This window comes from Sphingomonas sp. SORGH_AS_0879, from assembly GCF_030819175.1.
Classification (GTDB): domain Bacteria; phylum Pseudomonadota; class Alphaproteobacteria; order Sphingomonadales; family Sphingomonadaceae; genus Sphingomonas.
In genome coordinates, this window is record NZ_JAUTBJ010000002.1 from 2,335,929 (window position 1) to 2,357,010 (window position 21,082).

The following is a 21,082-nucleotide window of genomic DNA, read 5'->3' on the forward strand; positions in this document are numbered from 1 at the left end:
CGCTTGGCTAGGCAGGTGCGCCGCCCACGTCAACGACCGCATCGGCCTGATTCCCGTCAAGACGCTGCAAATGCGTGGCATATCGTGCCGCGCGCGCGGCATATCCATTGGCGGACAGCCGCAGCCCGGCGATCTGCTCCGGCGCCAGCGCGCGGACGGCGCGGGCGGGCACGCCGACGATCAGGCTGCCGGGCGGAAACACCTTCCCCTCGGTCACCAGCGCCCCCGCCCCGACCAGCGATCCGGCGCCGATCACCGCATCGTTCAGAACCGTGGCGCCCATGCCGATCAGGCATCCATCCCCGACGGTGCAGCCATGCAGGATCGCCTTGTGCCCGATGGTGCAGTCCGCCCCGATGGTCAGCGGGCTGCCGGGATCGGAGTGAAGCACCGCCCCATCCTGCACATTGCTGCGCGCCCCGACACGGATCGGGCCGTTATCGGCGCGAAGCACCGCGCCGAACCAGAGGCTGACCTGTTCCTCCAGGATCGCCTGTCCGACGACATCGGCGGACGGGGCGATCCAGGCGGAGGGATGGACGACCGGGCGATCCTCGCCCATGGCATAAAGCGGCATTCAGCCATTCTCCTGCTGTTTGGCCCGCCGACGATAAAGGTGGAGCAGCGGCTCGGTATAGCCATTGGGTTGCGCGACCCCCTCGAAGATCAGCGCGCGGGCCGCTTGCAGGGCCAGCCCGTGGCCACCCGACCCGGTCATCGGGCGATAGGCCGGTTTGCCCCGATTCTGTGCATCGACCTTAGCCGCCATGCGCGCCAGCGCCGCCTCCACCTGGTCATCGGTGACGATACCGTGATGCAGCCAGTTGGCGATATGCTGTGACGAAATGCGCAATGTCGCGCGGTCTTCCATCAGGCCGATATCGTGCAGGTCGGGCACCTTGGAACAGCCCACCCCCTGATCGACCCAGCGGACGACATAGCCGAGCAGCCCTTGGGCGTTATTGTCCAGTTCGTCGGCGATCTCTTCCGCCGTCCAGTCCGGCTGGACCGCGACCGGCGGGGTCAGCAGGCGTTCGAGCGCCGCCACCGGCTCGTTCGCCCGTTCCGCCTGGCGAGCGGCGAGGTCGACGCGATGATAATGGGTCGCATGCAACGTCGCGGCGGTAGGCGACGGCACCCATGCGGTCGTCGCCCCCGAGCGCGGATGCGCGATCTTCTGCGCCAGCATGTCCGCCATCCGGTCGAGCGCGGCCCACATGCCCTTGCCGATCTGCGCCCGCCCCGCAAAGCCGCAGGCCAGGCCGATCTGGACATTGCGATCCTCATAGGCCGCGATCCACGGGGTCTCCTTCATCGCGCCCTTGCGGAGCATCGGCCCGGCGTGCATCGCGCTATGGATCTCATCCCCGGTCCGGTCGAGAAAGCCCGTGTTGATGAAGACGATCCGGTGCCGCACGGCATGGATACAGGCGGCGAGATTGGCCGAAGTCCGGCGCTCCTCGTCCATCACGCCGATCTTGATCCGGTGCCGCGCCAGGCCCAGCATGTCCTCGACCGCGTCGAACAAGCGGTCGGCGAAGGCGGCCTCGTCCGGTCCGTGCATCTTGGGCTTGACGATATAGATCGAACCGAAGCGACCGTTGCGCCGAGGCTCTCCGTTCAAGCCGTCGCGCATCGCGATCAGGCTGGTGACGACGGCGTCGATGATCCCCTCCGGCGCCTCGCTGCCGTCCGGCAGGTAGACCGCAGGGGTCGTCATCAGATGACCGACATTGCGGACGAACAACAGGCTGCGCCCCGGCAGTGTGAAGGACGATCCGTCGGGCGCCCGATAGGACCGATCGGCGTTCAGCGTCCGGGTCAGCATTCGGCCACCTTTGTCGACTTGCGCGGTCAGGCTGCCGTCGATCAGCCCGAGCCAGTTGGCATAGCCAGCGACCTTGTCCGCCGCATCGACCGCCGCGACCGAATCCTCCAGATCGCAAATGGTGGTCAGTGCGGACTCCAGCACGATATCGGCGATGCCCGCCGGGTCGGTGCGACCGATGGGGTGCGACGGATCGACGATGATCTCGATATGCAGACCATGATGGCGGAACAGCCAACCCTTCTCGCTGCGACCACGATATTGGGTGGGATCACGAAGACGGACGGTCGCCGTCTCCAAGTCCGTCACGCCGTCCCATCCGCCCTCGATCGGAAGCGCCTCGTCCAGAAAGGCGCGTGCCCAGCCTATGACGGCCACGCCGCGTTCCAGGTCATAGCCCGCCGCATCCGAGGGTGGCGCAAGGGCGTCGGTGCCATACAAGGCATCGTAAAGGCTGCCCCAACGCGCATTGGCCGCATTGAGCAGGAAACGGGCGTTCAGAATCGGCACGACGAGTTGCGGCCCCGCCAAGCTGGCGACCTCCTCATCGACACCTTCCGGCGAAATGGCGAAAGGTTCGGGTTCGGGCACGAGATAGCCGATCTCGCTCAGGAAGCGCCGTTGGTTGCCGCCATCGACCGAGCCGCCCTGACGGTACCAGTGATCGATCCGATCCTGTAGCGCATCCCGGCGACGCAAAAGCTCGGCGTTTTCCTGCGCGAAACGGTTGAGGATATCCCGAAACCCGGCCCAGAAACGTTGCGGATCGACGCCGCTCCCCGGCAGCGCGCGCTCCTCCAGGAACCGGACGAGCGCGGGAGCGACGGACAGGCCGTGGCGATCGATCATGCTGCTTTCCTCAACCATGTCCCAACTCCGTTGCGATGGGGCCATGATAGGGTGTCGCCATTCCTCCCGGTAGTCGGCATAATCGAAGCGCTGTCGATCGCAGGAGGAACGAATGGACCCCGACATCGCGCTGTTCGTGGATGTGGTGCGCGAGGGCAGCCTTGCGGCAGCGGCACGGGTCTGGCGACTGTCGCCTGCCATGGTGTCGAAGCGGATCGCCCGACTGGAGTCGCGGTTCGGGGTCCGCCTGCTCCACCGTACGACGCGCAGATTGGCGCTGACGCAGAGCGGAGCCGCCTTCCATGCCGAGGTCGCCCCCCTGATCGCCGGGCTTCGCGCCGCGCAGGATCGCATGGCGCAGGCCGCGTCCGAGCCGGCGGGGCCGCTTCATGTCACCGCGCCGACCTCCTTCGGTCGCCTCTGGATCGCCCCCTATCTGCCCACGTTCCTGGAACGGCATCCCGCCGTGCGGTTGCGGATCGACCTGACCGATGATTTCGTGGACGTGATCGGTGGGCGGATCGACATCGCCTTTCGTATCACCGCGACACCGCCCAGCGGGGTCGCGGCGCACGGGCTGACCGTCAACCGCCGCATCCTGTGCGCCAGTCCGGCCTATCTGGAACGCGCCGGAGCCCCGGAAAACATCGAGGATCTGGCGGCGCATCGCCTGCTCGCCGCGTCGGGGCAACTCCCCTGGCGGTTGGCGGGCGTGACCGTGACGGGGGAGAGCTGGATCGAGACGAACTCCAGCGAGGTCGTGCGCGAACTGGCGCTGGCAGGCGCCGGGATCGCGCTACGGTCCTTGTGGGACGTGTCCGATGCCTTGGCCGATGGGCGGCTGGTCCGAATCATTCCCCGACACGAGGGCGCGGCGTCGGTGGCCCTATGGGCGCTCCATGCGAATGTCGGCACGCCCGCCGCCGTGCCCGCATTGATCGCGCACCTGACCGAATGCTGGCGGGACACCGCGTGGATGACATGACGTCCCCGTCATTTTCCCGTGCATCGCCCCGCATCCGCCTCTAGGCAGGGCGAAAGGATCGATAGGGAGTAAAGGGTCGATGGCAGGGGGTCTGGTCGCATTGCTGGACGACGTGGCGGCGATCGCCAAGCTGGCGGCGGCATCGCTGGACGATGTCGCGGGTGCCTCCGCGCGCGCCGGTGCCAAGGCGGCGGGCGTCGTCATCGACGATACCGCCGTCACGCCGCGCTATGTCGTCGGGCTGGCGCCACAGCGGGAATTGCCGATCATCGGCAAGATCGCGCTCGGGTCGCTGCGCAACAAGCTGCTGTTCCTGCTGCCCGCCGCCTTGCTGCTCAGCGCCTTCGCGCCATGGGCGATCACCCCGATCCTGATGGCGGGCGGCGCGTTCCTGTGCTTCGAGGCGAGCGAGAAGATCGTCGAAAGCCTGATGGGCGGCCATGCCGAAGCCGAAGAGGCCGCCACCGTCGACGCCAAGACGCTGGAGGATCGCCAGGTCTCGGGTGCGATCCGCACCGACCTGATCCTGTCGGCGGAGATCATGGCGATCGCCCTGTCGGAACTGCCCGACCTATCGATCGGGACGCAGGCGATCGCGCTGGCTCTGGTCGGGATCGCGATCACGGTCGGCGTCTATGGCCTGGTCGCCGCCATCGTGAAGATGGACGATATCGGCCTTCACCTCGCGCAGCGGCAGAGCCCCGCCGCGCAGACGATCGGTCGCGGACTGGTCAAGGCGATGCCGGTGGTGCTCCGCGTGCTGGCGGTCGTCGGTACCGCCGCGATGGTCTGGGTCGGCGGCGGGATCATCGTGCACGGCATGGAGGAGTTCGGCTTCACCACCCTTCCCCACCTGATCCACGACCCGGCGCACCATGTCGGCGAGGCCGTGCCCGTCGCCGGATCGGCTGTGGCCTGGGTCGTCGGCGCGATCGGTTCGGCGATCATCGGCCTGATCGTCGGTGGGGTGATCGTGGGCGTGCTCCACCTGATCCCCCGCAAGGCCGCACACTAAAACCGATCGACGTACGTGCTATTCCTACTTCCCTCTCCCCTCGATGAGGGGCGAAGGGAAAAGAAGGGCATAGGCGAATGTGAATTGGCCCCCGGTCCAGTCAGGCACCGCGCACCCCCTCCGCCTCCATCAGGCCGGGAGCCAGCATCCGTCCGACGACGCAAACCGTCTTACCGACATGATCGACCGGCACGCGCGGCAGTCGCAATTCCAGCTCCCCGCCGCTGTCGCATTGCAGGATGAAGGCGCCGTGGCGGCGAAGCAGACGACCGGTGAAGGTTCGCGCTGACGGGAAGAGGTCGTTATCCATCACCCTCGGCAATCGCCGACTCCCGCGCCCGGTTCCCGCGCCATCACGACGCCCGCCCTACCCGGTCGCGACCCTCGCCCTTGGCACGGTAGAGCGCATGGTCGGCGCGGCGGATCATCGTCTCGACATCCTCGCCGTTGCGCCACTGCGCCACGCCCGCGCTGAAGGTGACGGGGATCGCGCGGTCGTCGACGATGATGGGCCGCTCCGCCACGTCCCTGCGTAACCGCTCGACAATGGCCGACGCGGCATCGAGCGAGGCGGCGGGAAAGAGGATCGCGATCTCCTCTCCGCCATAACGCGCGATGCGGTCCGCGCTCCGAACGCCGTGACGCAGGCGGGTGGCGATCTCGATCAGCACCTCGTCCCCCGCGCCATGCCCATATCGGTCGTTGATCCGCTTGAAATGGTCGAGGTCGAGCAGCGCGAAGGCGAAGTCGCCGCCCTCGCGAACTGCGCGCTCCCGCTCCGCGTCGATCGCGGTCATCAGGGTTCGCCGGTTGGCCAGCCCGGTCAGCGGATCGGTGCTCGCCAACCGGTCGAGCTGCGCGTTGGCGGCGCGCAGCGCGCCGGTCCGCTCCTCGACCATCGCCTCCAACATGCGGGCCCGGCGTCGGATCACGGCGGTCACGAACCAGATGACCACGCCCAGCGACAGCATCACCAGAAGGGCAAGCCCGGCCCGCGCCGGCCAGGCCTCGTACCATTCGGGCTCCACGATCACACGGATGCGACGGGTCACGGTCCGCGCGTTCAGGCCCGGCACCGACGCCCGCAATTCCAGTTCATAGCGGCCGGCAGGCAGATTGGTGTAGGTCGCGCTGGCGGGGGTGCCGGAGGGCACGCCCATCCATTGCCGGTCGAACCCGTACAGGCGATAGCCGTATCGGATTTCCTCCGGCGCGGCATAATCGGTCAGCGCGAAGCCGATGCGTACCGTCCGCTCGTCCCCGTTCAAACGCAGGGCGAAATCCGACGAAACCGGATCGACCGGCAGCGGACGCCCGTCCACCTCGGCGCCGCCGACGATCAGTTGCGCGGTATCGGCATGGGCCTTCTGCTCCAGCAAAAGGTCGGGCTGGAGCACCAGCAATCCCTCGGGCGACCCGAACAGCAGCGATCCGTCCGCCGTTCGCGCGGCAGCCCGCTGGTTGAAGGCACTCATGGTCAGGCCGTCGCGACGGCTCATCACACGGACGCGGCGGCCGGTCGGATCGATCAGCGATATCCCACCGGTGCTCGCAGCCCATAGGCGATGACGGCGATCCATGACGAGCGAGGCGACATTGTCCCCCGCAAGACCCTGTGCCTCGGCGATCGCCCGGAACCGCCAGCCGCCGGGCGCGGCACGGCCATATCCCACGCCGCCATAGGTCCCGACCCAGATGTCCCGACCGGACGGGACGATCGAGCCCGCATAGTCCTGCGGCAAGCTGGTCGGGTCCCCCGCCCGGCTGGCAAAATTGGTGAAGCGTCCGGTCCGCAGGTCGAGCCGACCGATACCGCCCGGCGTCGCGACCAGTGCCGTCCGATCCGGCTGGACGACGATGTTGATCACCTCGTTGTTCGGCAGGCTGTGGGGGTCGGCGATGTCGTGCTGGAAATGCCGAACAGCGCCATCGGCACGACGGCGGACGAACAGGCCCTTATAGGTACCCACCAAGAGGGCGTCCGGCGTCTCGGCCAGCGAAATCACGGGCAGGTCGCCCAACCCCGACACCGTGACCGGGCGTTGCCTCAGGTCCTCGGGATCGATCGCCACGACGCCGCGCGCGCCAACCAGGATCGTCCCGTCATCCGATTCCAGCAGCGCCTTGATATCCTGACCGGCGTGGCGGCCCTCCAGATTGACCCGGCGCACGCGCCCCGCCGTCCGATCGAGCCGGTCGACCGCGCCCTTGCTGAGCCCCAGCCAGATCCGTTCCCGGCGATCGACCATGATCCCGCGAACATTGTCGTCCGACAGCGACATGCGCGGATCGGGCATCGCCGATCCGATGCGCAGAACCCCGCCGCCCGGCCCCGAGGTGCGCGCCGCCCCCAATTCGGTCGCGGCCCAGATCCCGCCCGCTCCGTCCTGCGCCAGCGAGCGAACCGTATCCCCCACCAACGACAGCGGATTGGCCGCCAGATGACGGATCGGCCAGGCTGCAAAGCCGCGCGCGGGGTCGATGAGGACGATCCCCAACCCGTCGGTGCCCACCCATATCCGCCCCCGCGCATCCTGTATCAACGCCCGAATGGTCCGGTGGCCGATCAGAGCCGACGCGCCATCCAGCCCCGGCAGCGCACGGAACGGCTCCTGCCCGTTCGCCAGATAAAGCCCGTCCGCACCTGTCCCGATCCACAGCCGTCCCTCCCGGTCACGCAGGATCGACCAGACGTCGCTGCTACCGCGATCGCCGCCCAGTTCGACCAGTGTGAAACGACCCGTACCGGGGTGCCGGACCCACAAGCCCTCCTCGCACCCGACCCATAGGGTCCCATCCGAATCGCGAAGGATGGAAAAGGACCCCAGCGGGCGACCGTCCGTCGCGTGGATCGCCTGTTCGGCCATAGGGTCGATTGCGTCGGCACGACGTACATAATGATGCACGCCCCCGTCCGAACTCAGATACGCACCCCCCTGCCCGTCGGGCGTGAAGCCATAGATACGGGTACCGATCCGTCCCCGCATCGCCTTCAAACGGATGAACCGACCGGTTCGCGGGTCGTAACGCGCCGTACCCCCGACATTGGTCCCGACCAGCATGCTGCCGTCGGGAAGCGCCAGCAGCGAGCGGACATAATTGTCCGGTAGCGAATAGGGATCGGACAGGCGCTGCTTGAAACGGCGGACCCGCTGGCCGTCATAGCGGACCAGCCCGCCACGCGTGCCGATCCACATGTTGCCGTCCGGCGCGCGCGCGATGGTGGTCGCCGTGATGTGCGGAAGCCCGGTATCGCCGCCTAGCCGCGTGAAGGCGGCCCATTGCCACTTCTCCCACGCATTCACACCGGCCGCGCCCGCCGATGGCAGGAGGGCGAGGAGGAACAGGGCGGCGGCACCGAAAGATCGAACGCGGTTCAAGGGGTTAGTCCGGGTCTTTTTTGACATATGACAAGTTGAAAGGACGTTAACCCTGTTGCGGCTGTCCGCAACGAATTTAACCTATGGGCCGTGTTCTGGGTCTTGACCTATGCGCATTGTTCCTGTTTCGTTTCGCGGCGCGCAGGAGGCGAGCAGCAGGACGAAATGGCTCCCCACTGCCATCCCATTCCCCCGACACCGATCCGTCAGCGATCGGGCACGGACGCAAGATCATCCATGTGGATATGGACGCCTTCTATGCCTCGGTCGAACAGCGTGACGATCCGGCGTTGCGGGGCAAGCCCGTGGCGGTGGGCGGATCGCGGGCGCGGGGCGTCGTCGCGGCGGCGAGCTACGAGGCGCGGGCCTTTGGCGTGCGCTCCGCCATGCCCTCGGTCACGGCGTTGCGGCGGTGCTCGGAACTGGTGTTCGTGCCGCCCCGGTTCGAGGTCTATCGCGAGGTCTCCGGCCAGATCCGGGCGATCTTCGCGCGCTATACCGAATGGATCGAGCCGCTGTCGCTGGACGAGGCCTATCTGGACGTGACCGAGGATCGCGCCGGACTGGGCTCGGCAACGGCAATCGCCAATGCGATCCGCGCCGCGATCCTGGCCGAAACCGGGCTGACCGCATCGGCGGGGGTCAGCTATAACAAGTTCATCGCCAAGCTCGCCTCGGACCAGAACAAGCCGAACGGCATCTGCATCATCCCGCCATCGCATGGCGAGTCCTTCGTCGCGGGATTGCCGGTCAAACGCTTCCACGGGGTCGGGCCGGTCACGGCGCGCAAGATGGAGGCTTTGGGCATCCTGACCGGCCAGGATCTGCGCGACAGGCCGCTGGAGTTCCTGCAACGCCATTTCGGCAGCTATGCCGATTATCTGTTCGGCGCCGCGCGCGGGATCGATCACCGCCCCGTCCGTGCCCATCGCATCGCCAAATCGGTCGGTGCGGAGCGGACGTTCGAGAATGACCTGAGCGACCGCGAAGCCCTTCACGCCGCGCTCGACCGGGTGGTTGACGCCGCCTGGACCCGGATCGAGCGGAGCGGCGCCGCGGGGCGGACCGTCACGCTGAAGCTGCGGCATAGCGATTTCCGCACCATCACGCGCGCCCGCTCGACGGGAAAACCCATCATGGACCGCGCGCTCTTCGCCGCCATGGGTCGCGAATTGCTCGATCAGCAATTGCCGGTCGCGGGTGGCGTCCGACTTCTCGGGCTGACCCTGTCGGGGCTTCATCATAGGGAAGAGGACGACACGACGCCGCCGATCCAACCCGAACTGCCTCTCTGATCAGGCGGCCAGCCCGGCCTTCTCCCGGTCGCTTCGATCCAGGTCGAGTGTCAGGATCGCCACCGCCCCCGTGCCGCGGCCGGCGCTGCGAAGTTCCAGCGTGCCGCCCATCGCCGCCATCGAATTGGCGCACCAATGAAGGCCGAGGCCGCCTGACTTGTCGGTACGGGTCGAAAATCCGGGCAGGAAAAGCTGCGTCACCATGCCCGGCTCGAACCCCTCGCCGTCATCGATGATCCGTGTTGCGATCCGACCATCGACGGGGGGCAGTATCTCGACCAGGATCGAGCCATACCCCCGCCCGGTCGCCACGATCGCCTCGACCGCGTTGGACAGCAGATTGCCGATCACCTGGCTCAGGATCACCCGATTGGCCAGGACATAGGCGGAATGGGCCGGAAAGGTGAAGCCGATCGACACCGACTGGGCATAGCGGGCGATCGTCGCGTTGCGCGCGATGATGTCGGTGATGTCGCAGCGCTCCCGTCCGGGCCGCTCATGGGCACGCGCCTGTTGCGCGCCGATGATTTCCAGCGTCTGGCGCATCGCGTCGCGCCCGAGCTCCAACTGCCCGCGAACGGCGTCCCGCGCCATGGCCTCGGCGTCCAGCGCCGTTCGGAGGAAGGACACCAGCTTCGCCCGCCGCTCCGGCGCGATATCGTCCCGCGCCAGTTCGGCCAGCGCCCTGTCCATCAAGATCCGGTCACCCCGATCTTCCGGTGTCAGCCCGACGCTCAGGATGGTGCCGAGCGGGGCCAGCGCGTTGCGGACATTGTGGAGCACCGCGACCGCGCTTTCGGATCGTCCGAGCGCGAAGCTCTGGATTTCATTCTGTTCGCGCAAATCCTTCAACTGGCTGAGCATCGCGTTGAAGCTGCGGCCGAGCGCTCCGAACTCGTCATCGCCACGCCCGCCATCCTCGAAGGGCAGGAGCGCGCCCGATGCCTGGACGCGCCGCATATGCCGCTCCACCCGTCCAAGCGGTGCGAGGACGAGCGATCCCAGCGCCCGTCGCAGCATCAGCAGCATGAAGACCAACAACAGGATCGACCCTGCGACCGCCAACAGCAGCACCCGGCGCCCGAGTAGCACGACCTCGCGCGAAACCCGCAGGGTCGCCGTCGCGATGGGCCGCCCGTCCGCGCTGCGGATCGGTGACGCGATATCGATGACCCCTGCGTGACGTCGGACGATATCGGTCCCGGCCGTCGCCGATTGGTCTATCCGCGCCGCCCGACCGAGCACGTCCGACAGATGTACGGCGGTCAGTCGCCGTGCCATCGCGACATGGCCGATGGTCCGGCCATTCCTGTCCATGACCGCTGCCAGCCCAAGGGCCATCACCTCCCCTCCAACCGGCAGATAGAAGCCCGCTCTCGATCCCGTTCGGGCAAGGTCGATCCGGTTCAGTGCCTCCGCCAGCCTGACCGCCGTGCTATCTTGGCCATTCCATTCCATCCCTGATCCGGCACGCATCGCCCAGTCTTTCGCGGATACCGGACGATAGGCGACCGCATCGACCGCATGGGCGGCGAAGACCGACCGGGCCCAGGCATCGCGGGCCCGATCCGACGCCGCGCTCTGGGCATACTCGCGTGCGATCCCTTCCATCGTCTCGGGAAATTCGGCGAGGACGGTTTGCAAACGGTGGTGATATCCTGCCGTCGCCCGCTCTTCCAATTCGGCAAATCCAGGCGAGATGACGAAGGCGAGCATCGCCGTCAGCGCCACCGCGCCGCCGATCCCGGCCAGGGTCAGGACCGACACCATGGTATCGCGGAGCGATCGCGGCCGGACCCTAGCGCCCAGCCATCGCCGCACGCGGTTCATCCGGATCAGCTCAGCGCGCCTTCGACCATGGCCTCGCCACCGGTGCCGGACGAAAAGGTCAGCCATTGTTGGGCCGCCAGCACGCGCGCCTCCTCCGCCGGGACCGGGCGGGAGAAGAGAAAGCCCTGCAAATGGCTCGCCCCCGCGACGCGCAGCGCCTGGGCCTGTGCCTCGGTCTCGACTCCTTCGGCGACCACGCCCAGTCCCAGTGCGCGGCCCAGATGGATGATCGAATGGACGATCGCCGCCGACTCCCGCTCACGCCCCATGCCGTCGATAAAGCTGCGATCGATCTTCAGACAGTCGAGTGCAAATTTGCGGATATTGTACAGGCTGGAATAGCCGGTCCCGAAATCGTCGAGGGCGATGCGAAAGCCCAGGCTGCGCAGTTCGCAAAGGGTCTTGGAGGCGCGCTCGGCATCGTCGAAGATCGCGGTTTCGGTGATCTCGATCTGCACCCGTCCCGGATCGACGCCCGCACGCCGGACGCTGTCCATGATATGGCCGACGAAGTGCGAGCGGCGGAACTGGATCGGACTGAAATTCACCGAGACATATTGCCCCGGCCAGTGGCGCAACTCCGCCAGCGCATGGTCGAGGACCCAGTCGCCCAGATCGTGGATCAGATGGCTTTCCTCGGCGATCGGAATGAAGATCGCGGGACTGACCGCGCCGTGGTCCGGCGTGTTCCAGCGGACCAGCGCCTCGAACCCGACGACGTCCAGCGCGCCGCGTCCGACGATCGGCTGAAAGGACAGGCTGAGTTCGTCGCGCGCGATCGCCTGGGTCAGCCCCGCTTCGATCTCACGGCGGATGCGGATGCTCTCGTCCATATGCGTATCGAAGACCCGCACCACACCCCGCCCGGAGCGCTTCGCATCGTTCAACGCCATGTCCGCCTGCCGCACCAGATCGGTCGGATCGCGATCCGCCCGCCCGCTGCTCATCACCAGACCGCAGGACGCGCCGCAGCGCACGGCATGGCCCAGAATGTTGAAGCTGGTCGCACAGGCCGCCACGATCCGCTCGCAGGCCGCGATCGCCTCCGCCTCATCCTTCGCATCGAAGAACAGCCCGAATTCGTCGCCGCCCAGCCGGGCGACCATCGTGCCCGACGGCACCGCATGCTGGATCGCGGCGAAGACCTCGCGGATCAGTTCGTCCCCGGCCAGATGCCCGAGCGTGTCGTTGACCATCTTGAACCGGTCGAGATCGAGCATCGCGGTGGCGAAATTGCGCGCCTGCCGCCCGCGCTCGGTCAAGGCCCGCAAAAAGGCGACGCGGTTCGGCGCGTCGGTCAGCGCGTCGTGCATCGCGATATGCATGGCGCGGCTTTCATTGGCTTCCAGCTCGGCGCTCTTTTCCTCCAGCGCCGCGACCTGCGCGGCCAACAGTCCCCGTGCGACCGCCAGTTCCCGGTCGATGTGCCAGCGGCGGGACAAGGCCAGCGCCATCTGCAATATCTCGGCAACTTCGAAAGGCTTGGGGATGTAGAAGATCTTGTCGGCGGGCCCGGCCACCTTGCTGATCTCGACGGGGGAGAAATCGGAATAGCCGGTGACGATCACCAGATGAATGTCGGGATCGAGTGCCCGGATCCGCCGTGCCGTCTCCCGCCCGTCGATGCCCGGCGGCATGCGGATATCGATGAATGCGACCGCGAAGGGGCGATCCTCCGCCATTGCCCGCTCGACCGCCGCGACGGCTTCCAGCCCCTGATGGCAGTGAAGCGGCTCGAACGCGACGGCGGCCTCGTCGTTCGCTTGCGCTTCGTCATGATCGAACGCGCCGAACAGGTCCGTCGCCATCGCGTTCAGCGCGTCGCGGGTTTCCGCCGCAACGCCGCGCCTGCCCGAAAAACAGAAGGCGTAGCTGTCATGAACCGCTGGTTCGTCGTCGACGATCAGAATGCGCATCCGGCTACCATCAGTCCCTCGTTACTCGGCACGGGGTCGATGGTAACCGATCATGCTTAATCTGACGTAAACGGGCAGTTATTCGACCGTCACGCTCTTTGCCAGGTTGCGCGGCTGGTCGACATCGGTGCCCTTGGCCACCGCGACATGATAGGCCAATAGCTGGACCGGCACCGCATAGACGATCGGGGCGATCAGGGGATGTACCTTCGGCATGGTGATCGTCGCGATGCAACCCTCGCCCGCCGCCTCGATCCCGTCATAGTCCGAAATGAGCACAACCCGGCCACCACGCGCCTGAACCTCCTGCATGTTCGACACGGTCTTTTCGAACAGGGGGCCGGAGGGGGCGATGACGATGACCGGCACGGATTCGTCGATCAGGGCGATGGGGCCATGCTTCATCTCGCCGGCGGCATAGCCCTCAGCATGGATATAGCTGATCTCCTTCAGCTTCAGCGCGCCTTCCAGCGCCAGCGGATAATCGGTTCCGCGTCCCAGATACAGAACGTCACGCGCGCCCGCGATGGCACCCGCCATGCCCTCGATCGCCTCGTCATAGGCAAGTGCGCCGTTGATCGCGGCGGGGGTCTCCGCCAGATGGCGGACGATCTGCTTCTCCTCGTCCGCCGACAGCCGCCCCTTGGCCTTGGCAAGATTGGCGGCGAGCGCAGCAAGCACGCTCAACTGGCAGGTGAAGGCCTTGGTCGAGGCGACGCCGATCTCCGGCCCGGCATGGGTGGGGAGCAGCAGGTCGGCCTCGCGCGCCATCGAACTGGTCGGTACATTGACCACCGCGGCGATCGTCTGCCCCTCGGACTTGGCGTGACGCAGCGCGGCCAGCGTGTCGGCGGTCTCGCCTGACTGGCTGATGACGATCATCAACCCACCCGGCTCCATCACCGGCGCGCGGTAGCGGAACTCGGACGCGACATCGAGGTCGACGGGCACCCGCGCGAACTGCTCGAACCAATATTTGGCGACCATGCCCGCATAGAAGCTGGTGCCGCACGCGACGATGGTGACGCGCTTGATGCCCGACAGGTCGAAGTCGGGAATGGGCAAGGCGATCTTGCCCTCCAGCCGATGGAGATACGAGCGCAGCGTCTGGGCGACGACGATCGGCTGCTCGTAGATTTCCTTCTGCATGAAGTGGCGGTGATTGCCCTTGTCGATCAGCGCACCGGTGACACCCGACAGGGTGACGGGCCGCTCGACCGGATTGTTGTCGCGGTCATAGACCTGCCCCCCTTCGCGGGTGCAGACGACCCAGTCGCCTTCGTCCAGATAGGCGATACGCTGGGTCAACGGCGCGAGCGCCAGTGCGTCCGAACCAAGATAGGTCTCGTCGTCGCCATAGCCCACCACGAGCGGCGAACCGAGCCGCGCGCCGATCAGCAGGTCGGGCTGGTCGCGGAACAGGATTGCAAGCGCGAAGGCGCCGTGCAGGAGGGGGAGCACTTCCCGGACCGCAGCGACGGGGTCCAGCCCCTGCTCGACCTTCTCGCTGACCAGATGCGCGACGACCTCGGTATCGGTCTCGCTGGTGAACACCCGACCCCGCCCGATCAGCTCGTCGCGCAGGGCCTTGAAATTCTCGATGATGCCGTTGTGGACGACCGCGACATGATCGGTGGCATGCGGGTGAGCGTTGTTGGTGGTCGGGCCGCCATGCGTCGCCCAGCGGGTATGGGCGATGCCGATCGATCCGGGCAGCGGATGGGCCGCCAGTTCCTTGGCCAGGTTGATCAGCTTACCCGAGGCGCGCCGCCGATCGATCCCGCCATGATCGATCGTCGCGATGCCCGCGCTGTCATAGCCGCGATATTCCAGGCGACGCAGACCATCGAGCAGCCGCTCGGCCACATCCTCACCGCCAAGGATTCCTACGATACCGCACATACGCGCTTACTCCCCAGCCTTTTTCGCGGCCTTCTTGGCCATCATCATCTCTCTGAACCGTTTCGCCCAGCCGGGCTTGCTCCGCCGCTCGGCCCGGACGAGGGCCAGCGCGTCCGCCTCGACATCGCTGGTGACCACCGAACCCGCGCCGACGATCGCGCCCGCCCCGACCTTGACCGGTGCGACGAGCGCGGAGTTGGAGCCGATGAAGGCGCCCTCCCCGATTTCCGTACGGTATTTCAGGAAGCCGTCATAATTGCAGGTGATCGTCCCCGCGCCGATATTGGCACCCGCGCCGACCTCGGCATCGCCCAGATAGGTCAGATGGTTCGCCTTGGCGCCGGGCCCGAGCACCGCCTTCTTCATCTCGACGAAATTGCCGACCCGTGCCCCCTCGCGCACATCCGCGCCGGGGCGCAGGCGGGCATAGGGACCGATATCCGCGCCCGTCGCGACGGTCGCGCCCTCCAAATGGCTGAAGGCATGGATCGTCACCCCATCGGCGACCTGGACGCCGGGGCCGAACACGACATGGGGCTCGATCACCACATCGCGACCGATGCGGGTGTCGTGCGAGAACCACACCATCTCCGGCGCGATCAGCGTCGCGCCATCCGCCATGGCACGGGCACGGGCGCGGCTTTGCCACTCACCCTCGACCTGTGCGAGTTCGCCACGGCTGTTGACGCCCGCCACCTCGCCCGCATCGGTTTCGATGACCGCCGAGTGACGCCCATCCGCCGCCGCCAGCGCGATGACGTCGGGCAGATAATATTCGCCCGCCGCATTGTCGTTGCCCACCCGGTCGAGCAGACCGAACAGATCTGCGGAATGGACAGCCATCAGGCCGGAATTGCAGAGGGTTATCGCACGCTCTTCGGCGTTCGCATCCTTATACTCCACAATCCGGTCGAGCCGTCCGCTATCGTCGGCCACCACCCGGCCATAAGCGGCGGGATCGGCGGGACGGAAGGCGAGCACGACCGCCGCCGGCCGATCCTCTTCCCGCAGCCGATCGATCATCCGCCGCATCGTCGCGACCTCGACCAGCGGCACATCGCCATAGAGGATCAGCACATCGCCATCGAAGCCCGTCAACGCCTCGCGCGCCTGCGCGACGGCATGCGCGGTGCCAAGCTGCTCGGCCTGAAGCGCGGTCGCGATACCCAGTGGGGCGACCGCCGCCTCCACCTGTTCGCGCCCCGCACCGGTCACCACGACGACCCGCTCGGGCGACAACCGGCCCACGCTGTCGATCAGGTGGAGCAGCATCGGCCGCCCGGCGATCGGGTGGAGGACCTTGTGCAGGTCCGACTTCATGCGGGTGCCCTTGCCCGCGGCGAGAATGATGGCAGCGACCGGTCTTGTCATGATGGTTGCGCCTGCCATGCTTTTCCGGCCAAGGCCAGTCACAGAACGGCGACGGACAAGATCATGGACGCGAATTCACCAGACGGTTTCCCCTTTTCCATCGTCGGCTTCGACCTGGACGGCACGCTGCTGGATACCAGCGGCGATCTGGCGGCGGCGGTCAACCATGCGCTGGCCTCGATCGGGCGACCGCCGCTGAGCGTCGAGGCGGTCAAGCCGATGATCGGTGGCGGCGCGCGGGCGATGCTTCGCCACGGACTCGACGCCACGGGGGGATATGATACGGAAACCCTCGACCTGCTGCATCGCCGGTTGCTCGACTATTATGAAGGCCATCTCGCCATTCACACCGCGCCCTTTCCCGGTGCGCTGGCCGCGCTCGACCAATTGGCGGCGCGCGGCGTGACCATGGGGATCATGACCAACAAGCTGGAGCATTTCGCCCGCGCCATCCTCGATGCGCTGGGTCTGACCGATTGGTTCGCGGCGATCATCGGCGGCGATACGCTGGGGGTGGCGAAACCCTCGCCGGTGCCGATCCAGGCGCTGGTCGAGCGATGCGGGGGCGGGACGGCGGCCTTTGTCGGCGATTCGATCTTCGACGTGGAGGCCGCCAAGGCCGCCGGGCTGCCGGTCGTCGCCTGTTCCTTCGGCTTTCTGAGCCAGCCGGTCGGGACGCTGGGGGCCGACGCGATCATCGACGGCTATGGTGATCTCATTCCGACGCTGGCGCGGCTTTCCCCTTCCGCCATTTGATCCACAAATGGCGGGCCAGCAGCGGCAGCGGCATCCGGATGGCGTGGGAGCGTAGATAGAAAACGCCCCGCGTCACCGGGTGCCGCCCCCGCCCCCAACCGTCCCGCGCCAGCATCCGGCGACGATAAAGCTGCTCGATCACGGTCGCTCGCCGATAAGCGGGCGGTACCGGCGTGGCATAGATGGCATGGGCCAGTCGCAGGGCGCGGGCAACGGTATCCGAAAGATCATGGCGCGCCGCCTGGCGTTCGACGCCGTCGCATCCACGCTCGCCGATCAAGGCGTGGATATCCCATAGATTGCGAAGCCCGCCGGTCAGATCGCCATCGGCGAACAGATGCGCAGCGGCGTGGACGATCATGTCGGGAAGCGACAGCACGGCCAGACCACCACCCAGCGGCTCGGCTCCGGCGATCAGCGCCGCCGCATCCGGCTTGGGCCGCGCGGTTGGCGGCAGGATGGCGTGGTGGACATCAAGCATCCGGTCCCGCTCGCGGTGGATCAGCGGGGGAAGCTCGTGCATCCACTCCCGATAATAATGATCGTCATAGGGATCGGCCTTCACCCATTCCCACCCGGCCTGCGCCAACAGCGCCTCGGCCTCGGGCAAGGTCGCGCGCGGGATCAGGATGTCGCAATCGCCGATCGACCGTCCCCGTCCCGCCGCCAATCCCGCCGCGACGAACGCGGTACCCTTCAACAGAATGACCGGAATCCCCAGCGGCATCAGCGCCCGCGCCACCCGGTTCGCTTCCCAGAGCGCCGCGCGGCGCGTCTCCTCCGCCTCGGCGCGCGCATCGGCCAGAACCCGTGCTACCGACGCCGGCACTGCCAGTCCGTCGACACGGGAGGCGAGCGTCCCCAACAGCAATTCCGCCCGCGCCACGGTCAGCACATCTGTCCATTCGGTCAGGGGCAGAGCCACCGCCCCGGTCGGCTCGCGAAGCAGCCCCACCAGCCGCTCGACCGGCGTCACAGCGCGTCCCACAACGCCTCCACCGCCGCCACACCCGCCGCACCGTCCGGATAGTCGAGCGCGACGGCGGGCACCTCGGCGCGTAATCGGGTGAGCGCGCGAAACCCCGCCTCGCCCATCGCAACATAGTTCGTCGACGCTTGGGTCAGGCGGACAAAGGCTTCGGCAGGGGGCAGCACCCGGCTGGCGGACGGAAAGCCGAAGCGCGGAAAGACCAGCAGTGCCGGTCGCGCCGGCCGATCCATCGCCGCGATCGCCCGAGCGTCGGGGGCGACATGGCGGATATCGCCCTTGGGCGTGCCGGTGAGCAGAGGGCCGGTGTGGCTGTCCGGCGGGATGACCGCCAGGCTTTCATTCTTCAGGCTGATGGGGCGGGGAAAGGGAACGGCCAGCCCCGTCATCGGGTCGATCAGCGCGAATTCGTCGCCCAGGAAGCGCCAACCGCGCCGCGCCAAGAGCAGCGACAGCGTCGACTTGCCAGCCCCCGAAATGCCACTCATCAGCATCGCCCGATCGTCCCGCGCGACCACCGCCGCGTGGAGCAGCAGATGACGGCGATGACCCAGCGCCATCTGAAGGTTCATCCCCAATTCCGCCGCCAACAGCCCCTGCGCCAGCGGAAGCGGCGCCGCTTCGGGCAGGCGGTAATCGCCCGCGATATGGATGGATGGCCGAAACCGGCGGCGGATGGGCGAAGTCGCCTCCAGACGAACCGTGTAATCGGCGAAGTCGGCGCGCGGATAATCGCGATAGAGCGCCGTCACCGCGTCGATGGGATCGCGCCAGTCCGACCCGATCCGAAAGCCGACCGGCCCGACCCGCAAGGTGACATGATGCCTCACCGCGCGTCGATCAGCCCCGCCGCTTCCAATTCCTCCAGCCGGGCCTGTAGCATCGCGGCCCCCTCACCCGCCGCGTCGCCAACTTCGTATTCCTGCGACAGCCGGGCCAGCAGCGCGTCGGCGGTCAGAGCCTTCTGCGCCAGCACTTCCAATATCTGGGGCGCGGGTTCGGTCAGCAGATGCGTCATGCCCGAGGGCCGATGAAAGACGGCAGTGAACAGATCGAGCGGCTCGACGATCAGCAATTCCGCCCCCGCCGCGCGGTAGCGCGGGCCGCTCATGGCCTCAATTGCCCGGCATCTGCAATGAGGCATAGCAGGTGAAGCCGCCCTGCCCGCGCTGCAACCGCCGGATATAGTTGAGATAGGCCCGGTTGCTCAGAAAATTGGAATTGGGCAGCATCCCGCCCTGCAACGCCTGGCGGACCTCCTCGCCCGTATAGGGGCGGCTTGGCGGCGCGAAGGAGCCCAGGGTTCGCGCCGGGACGGTCGATCCGTCGAGCGCGATATAGCTGCCCGCGCGACCGGGATCGGGCACGGGGATCTGGCAGGTCAGGACTGATCCCGCCGTCTGCGCCAGCGCCGGGCGGATCGCGACCACCGCGCTCGCCCCGACGGCACCGAGCATCAGCATCCGCCGACTGGTGACGGGCGACGTGCCGGCGACGGGCTCAACCCCATTGTCGGGGGCCGGATTTTCGGGGGATGGGGACATGTCATCCATGACGGCGCGGTGTTCCATATTCACGCCCGCCCGACAAGCACCCACGCGAACGGAGGTTGACCCAAGCTGGGAGGAAGACAGGCCGGACGCCGCCCGCTACATCGGCATGCCATGGGATTCGGCATTCGCACCTTATGGGCCATCGTCGTCATCGTCGTCGCTGCGATCGTGGTGTTCATGACCGGCGGCCCCGCCCCGGCGATCATCACCCTGGTCGGCGGCATCGCGGCCGCTCTGGTGGCCAGCGAGGGCGTGCCCCAGAAGGATGAGGAGCAAGCCTCACCCGAGGATGGGCGGGGACCGCTATCACCTCTGCTGGAGGAGGCACTGGACGCGATCGTCGAACCGGTGCTGCTGATCGAAAAGGGGCAGGTCGTCCTCGCCAACCGATCGGCCCGCGCCTTGCTGGGCGCGCATATCGTCGGGGAGGATGCGCGAATCGCGATCCGTCACCCCGCCGCCGCCGATCGCCTGCTGGCCAAGGGAGGCGTGACCGAGCCGGGTCAGCCCATCTCGCTGGTCGGGCTCGGCTCACTGGAACAACGCTGGGAAATGCGGGTCGCGGATACGACCGGGGGCCAGCGCATCGTCCATCTGATCGATCAGACCGCGCATGACGCCGCCGAGCGGATGCGCGTCGATTTCGTCGCCAATGCCAGCCACGAGTTGCGCACCCCCCTGGCCTCCATCCTCGGCTTTATCGAGACACTGGGCGACGAAGCGGGCGACGACCCCGAAATCCGCGCCCGTTTCCTGAAGGTGATGTTCGACGAGGCCCGGCGGATGCAGCGGCTGGTCGAGGATCTGATCTCGCTCAGCCGGATCGAGGCGGACAAATATCGCCAGCCCGCCCAGCCGGTGGATCTGGTCGATCTGGTCGAGGATGTTCACGAGGAATTTCTCGACTCCGGCTCGCCCCGCGCGGCGGATATCGTGTGCGACCTGGGCGAAGACCTGCCGCCGGTCGTGGGCGACCGGGCGCAATTATCGCAGATGCTCCACAATCTAATCGGCAATGCGATGAAATATGGCCGTGCGGACACGCCGGTCCGGGTGACGCTGGAACAGGACGACGCCAAGCTGCGCCTGACCGTCGCGGATCAGGGAGAGGGGATCGCCGCCAATCACCTGCCCCGCCTGACCGAGCGCTTCTACCGGGTCGATTCGGGGCGCAGTCGCAGTATCGGCGGCACCGGCCTGGGCCTGGCGATCGTCAAGCATATCGTCGAGCGGCATCGGGGTCGGTTGGAGATCGCCAGCGAGGTCGGTGTGGGCACGACCATTTCCGTGCGCCTGCCCATCGCGAAAACCGCCACGAAAAGTGTTTCCGAGGACGCTGTCACAAAAGCGCAATAGAAATGTCACACGGGGGTATGGTGAACGTGGCAGCGGCCAGTTCGCACCCGTTCCGGTG

Annotated in this window: 17 protein-coding genes; 5 read left to right on the plus strand and 12 right to left on the minus strand. The window is 67.1% G+C overall.

Annotated features, from left to right (window positions below; all coding sequences use genetic code 11):
* Positions 1 to 7 precede the first annotated feature (7 nt).
* Both QE379_RS11660 and QE379_RS11665 read right to left on the minus strand, forming a co-directional pair.
* On the minus strand, positions 8 to 577 hold the full coding sequence (locus QE379_RS11660) for a gamma carbonic anhydrase family protein (RefSeq protein WP_307000698.1): 570 nt from the start codon (positions 575 to 577) through the stop codon (positions 8 to 10).
* The gene (locus QE379_RS11665) at positions 578 to 2,677 is read right to left on the minus strand and encodes a malate synthase G (RefSeq protein ID WP_373461776.1); all 2,100 of its coding nucleotides are present in this window, start codon (positions 2,675 to 2,677) and stop codon (positions 578 to 580) included.
* Positions 2,678 to 2,789: 112 nt separating this feature from the next.
* Here QE379_RS11665 and QE379_RS11670 point away from each other — a divergent pair, with 112 nt between their 5' ends.
* Both QE379_RS11670 and QE379_RS11675 read left to right on the plus strand, forming a co-directional pair.
* Positions 2,790 to 3,662 carry a LysR family transcriptional regulator gene (locus QE379_RS11670; protein ID WP_307000703.1) on the plus strand — a complete coding sequence of 291 codons (873 nt, stop codon included), beginning with the start codon at positions 2,790 to 2,792 and terminating at the stop codon, positions 3,660 to 3,662.
* A 79-nt stretch (positions 3,663 to 3,741) separates the two neighbouring features.
* The gene (locus tag QE379_RS11675; RefSeq protein WP_307000705.1) at positions 3,742 to 4,677 is read left to right on the plus strand and encodes a DUF808 domain-containing protein; all 936 of its coding nucleotides are present in this window, start codon (positions 3,742 to 3,744) and stop codon (positions 4,675 to 4,677) included.
* A 100-nt stretch (positions 4,678 to 4,777) separates the two neighbouring features.
* Here the strand turns inward: QE379_RS11675 and QE379_RS11680 are convergent, their stop codons facing one another.
* Together QE379_RS11680 and QE379_RS11685 are read right to left on the minus strand one after the other, a co-directional pair.
* Positions 4,778 to 4,987, minus strand: coding sequence for a DUF5818 domain-containing protein (locus QE379_RS11680; protein WP_307000707.1), 210 nt, complete (start codon positions 4,985 to 4,987; stop codon positions 4,778 to 4,780).
* 43 nt (positions 4,988 to 5,030) lie between these two features.
* A complete protein-coding gene (locus tag QE379_RS11685) occupies positions 5,031 to 8,057 on the minus strand; it encodes a ligand-binding sensor domain-containing diguanylate cyclase (protein ID WP_307000709.1) in 3,027 nt (1,008 codons plus the stop codon).
* A 176-nt stretch (positions 8,058 to 8,233) separates the two neighbouring features.
* On the opposite strand from QE379_RS11685, the gene dinB reads away from it, so the two are divergent.
* The gene (gene dinB, locus QE379_RS11690; RefSeq protein WP_373461859.1) at positions 8,234 to 9,352 is read left to right on the plus strand and encodes a DNA polymerase IV; all 1,119 of its coding nucleotides are present in this window, start codon (positions 8,234 to 8,236) and stop codon (positions 9,350 to 9,352) included.
* Here the strand turns inward: dinB and QE379_RS11695 are convergent, their stop codons facing one another.
* The 4 genes from QE379_RS11695 to glmU form a co-directional block, all read right to left on the minus strand.
* Positions 9,353 to 11,173: an ATP-binding protein gene (locus QE379_RS11695; RefSeq protein WP_307000711.1), complete on the minus strand. Its 1,821-nt coding sequence runs from the start codon at positions 11,171 to 11,173 to the stop codon at positions 9,353 to 9,355.
* Positions 11,174 to 11,187: 14 nt separating this feature from the next.
* Positions 11,188 to 13,098: a bifunctional diguanylate cyclase/phosphodiesterase gene (locus tag QE379_RS11700; RefSeq protein ID WP_307000714.1), complete on the minus strand. Its 1,911-nt coding sequence runs from the start codon at positions 13,096 to 13,098 to the stop codon at positions 11,188 to 11,190.
* Positions 13,099 to 13,176: 78 nt separating this feature from the next.
* Positions 13,177 to 15,000, minus strand: coding sequence for a glutamine--fructose-6-phosphate transaminase (isomerizing) (gene glmS / locus QE379_RS11705; protein WP_307000717.1), 1,824 nt, complete (start codon positions 14,998 to 15,000; stop codon positions 13,177 to 13,179).
* Positions 15,001 to 15,006: 6 nt separating this feature from the next.
* Complete coding sequence (gene glmU / locus QE379_RS11710; protein WP_307003199.1) at positions 15,007 to 16,374, minus strand: bifunctional UDP-N-acetylglucosamine diphosphorylase/glucosamine-1-phosphate N-acetyltransferase GlmU; 1,368 nt, start codon at positions 16,372 to 16,374, stop codon at positions 15,007 to 15,009.
* Positions 16,375 to 16,434: 60 nt separating this feature from the next.
* Here glmU and QE379_RS11715 point away from each other — a divergent pair, with 60 nt between their 5' ends.
* The gene (locus QE379_RS11715; RefSeq protein WP_307000719.1) at positions 16,435 to 17,127 is read left to right on the plus strand and encodes an HAD-IA family hydrolase; all 693 of its coding nucleotides are present in this window, start codon (positions 16,435 to 16,437) and stop codon (positions 17,125 to 17,127) included.
* On the opposite strand, the gene QE379_RS11720 is transcribed toward QE379_RS11715, so the two are convergent.
* The 4 genes from QE379_RS11720 to QE379_RS11735 are packed head-to-tail and all read right to left on the minus strand — an operon-like array spanning position 17,087 to position 19,668.
* Positions 17,087 to 18,115 carry a nucleotidyltransferase family protein gene (locus QE379_RS11720; RefSeq protein ID WP_307000721.1) on the minus strand — a complete coding sequence of 343 codons (1,029 nt, stop codon included), beginning with the start codon at positions 18,113 to 18,115 and terminating at the stop codon, positions 17,087 to 17,089. The two genes, QE379_RS11715 and QE379_RS11720, sit on opposite strands and share 41 nt — an antisense overlap.
* Complete coding sequence (locus tag QE379_RS11725) at positions 18,100 to 18,945, minus strand: HprK-related kinase A (RefSeq protein WP_307000723.1); 846 nt, start codon at positions 18,943 to 18,945, stop codon at positions 18,100 to 18,102. The genes QE379_RS11720 and QE379_RS11725 overlap by 16 nt, the downstream gene beginning before the upstream one ends.
* A complete protein-coding gene (locus QE379_RS11730) occupies positions 18,942 to 19,226 on the minus strand; it encodes an HPr-rel-A system PqqD family peptide chaperone (protein WP_307000725.1) in 285 nt (94 codons plus the stop codon). The genes QE379_RS11725 and QE379_RS11730 overlap by 4 nt, the downstream gene beginning before the upstream one ends.
* Before the next feature lie 4 nt (positions 19,227 to 19,230).
* Complete coding sequence (locus tag QE379_RS11735) at positions 19,231 to 19,668, minus strand: hypothetical protein (protein ID WP_307000727.1); 438 nt, start codon at positions 19,666 to 19,668, stop codon at positions 19,231 to 19,233.
* 111 nt (positions 19,669 to 19,779) lie between these two features.
* On the opposite strand from QE379_RS11735, the gene QE379_RS11740 reads away from it, so the two are divergent.
* The gene (locus QE379_RS11740) at positions 19,780 to 21,024 is read left to right on the plus strand and encodes a cell wall metabolism sensor histidine kinase WalK (protein ID WP_307000729.1); all 1,245 of its coding nucleotides are present in this window, start codon (positions 19,780 to 19,782) and stop codon (positions 21,022 to 21,024) included.
* Positions 21,025 to 21,082: the final 58 nt, after the last annotated feature.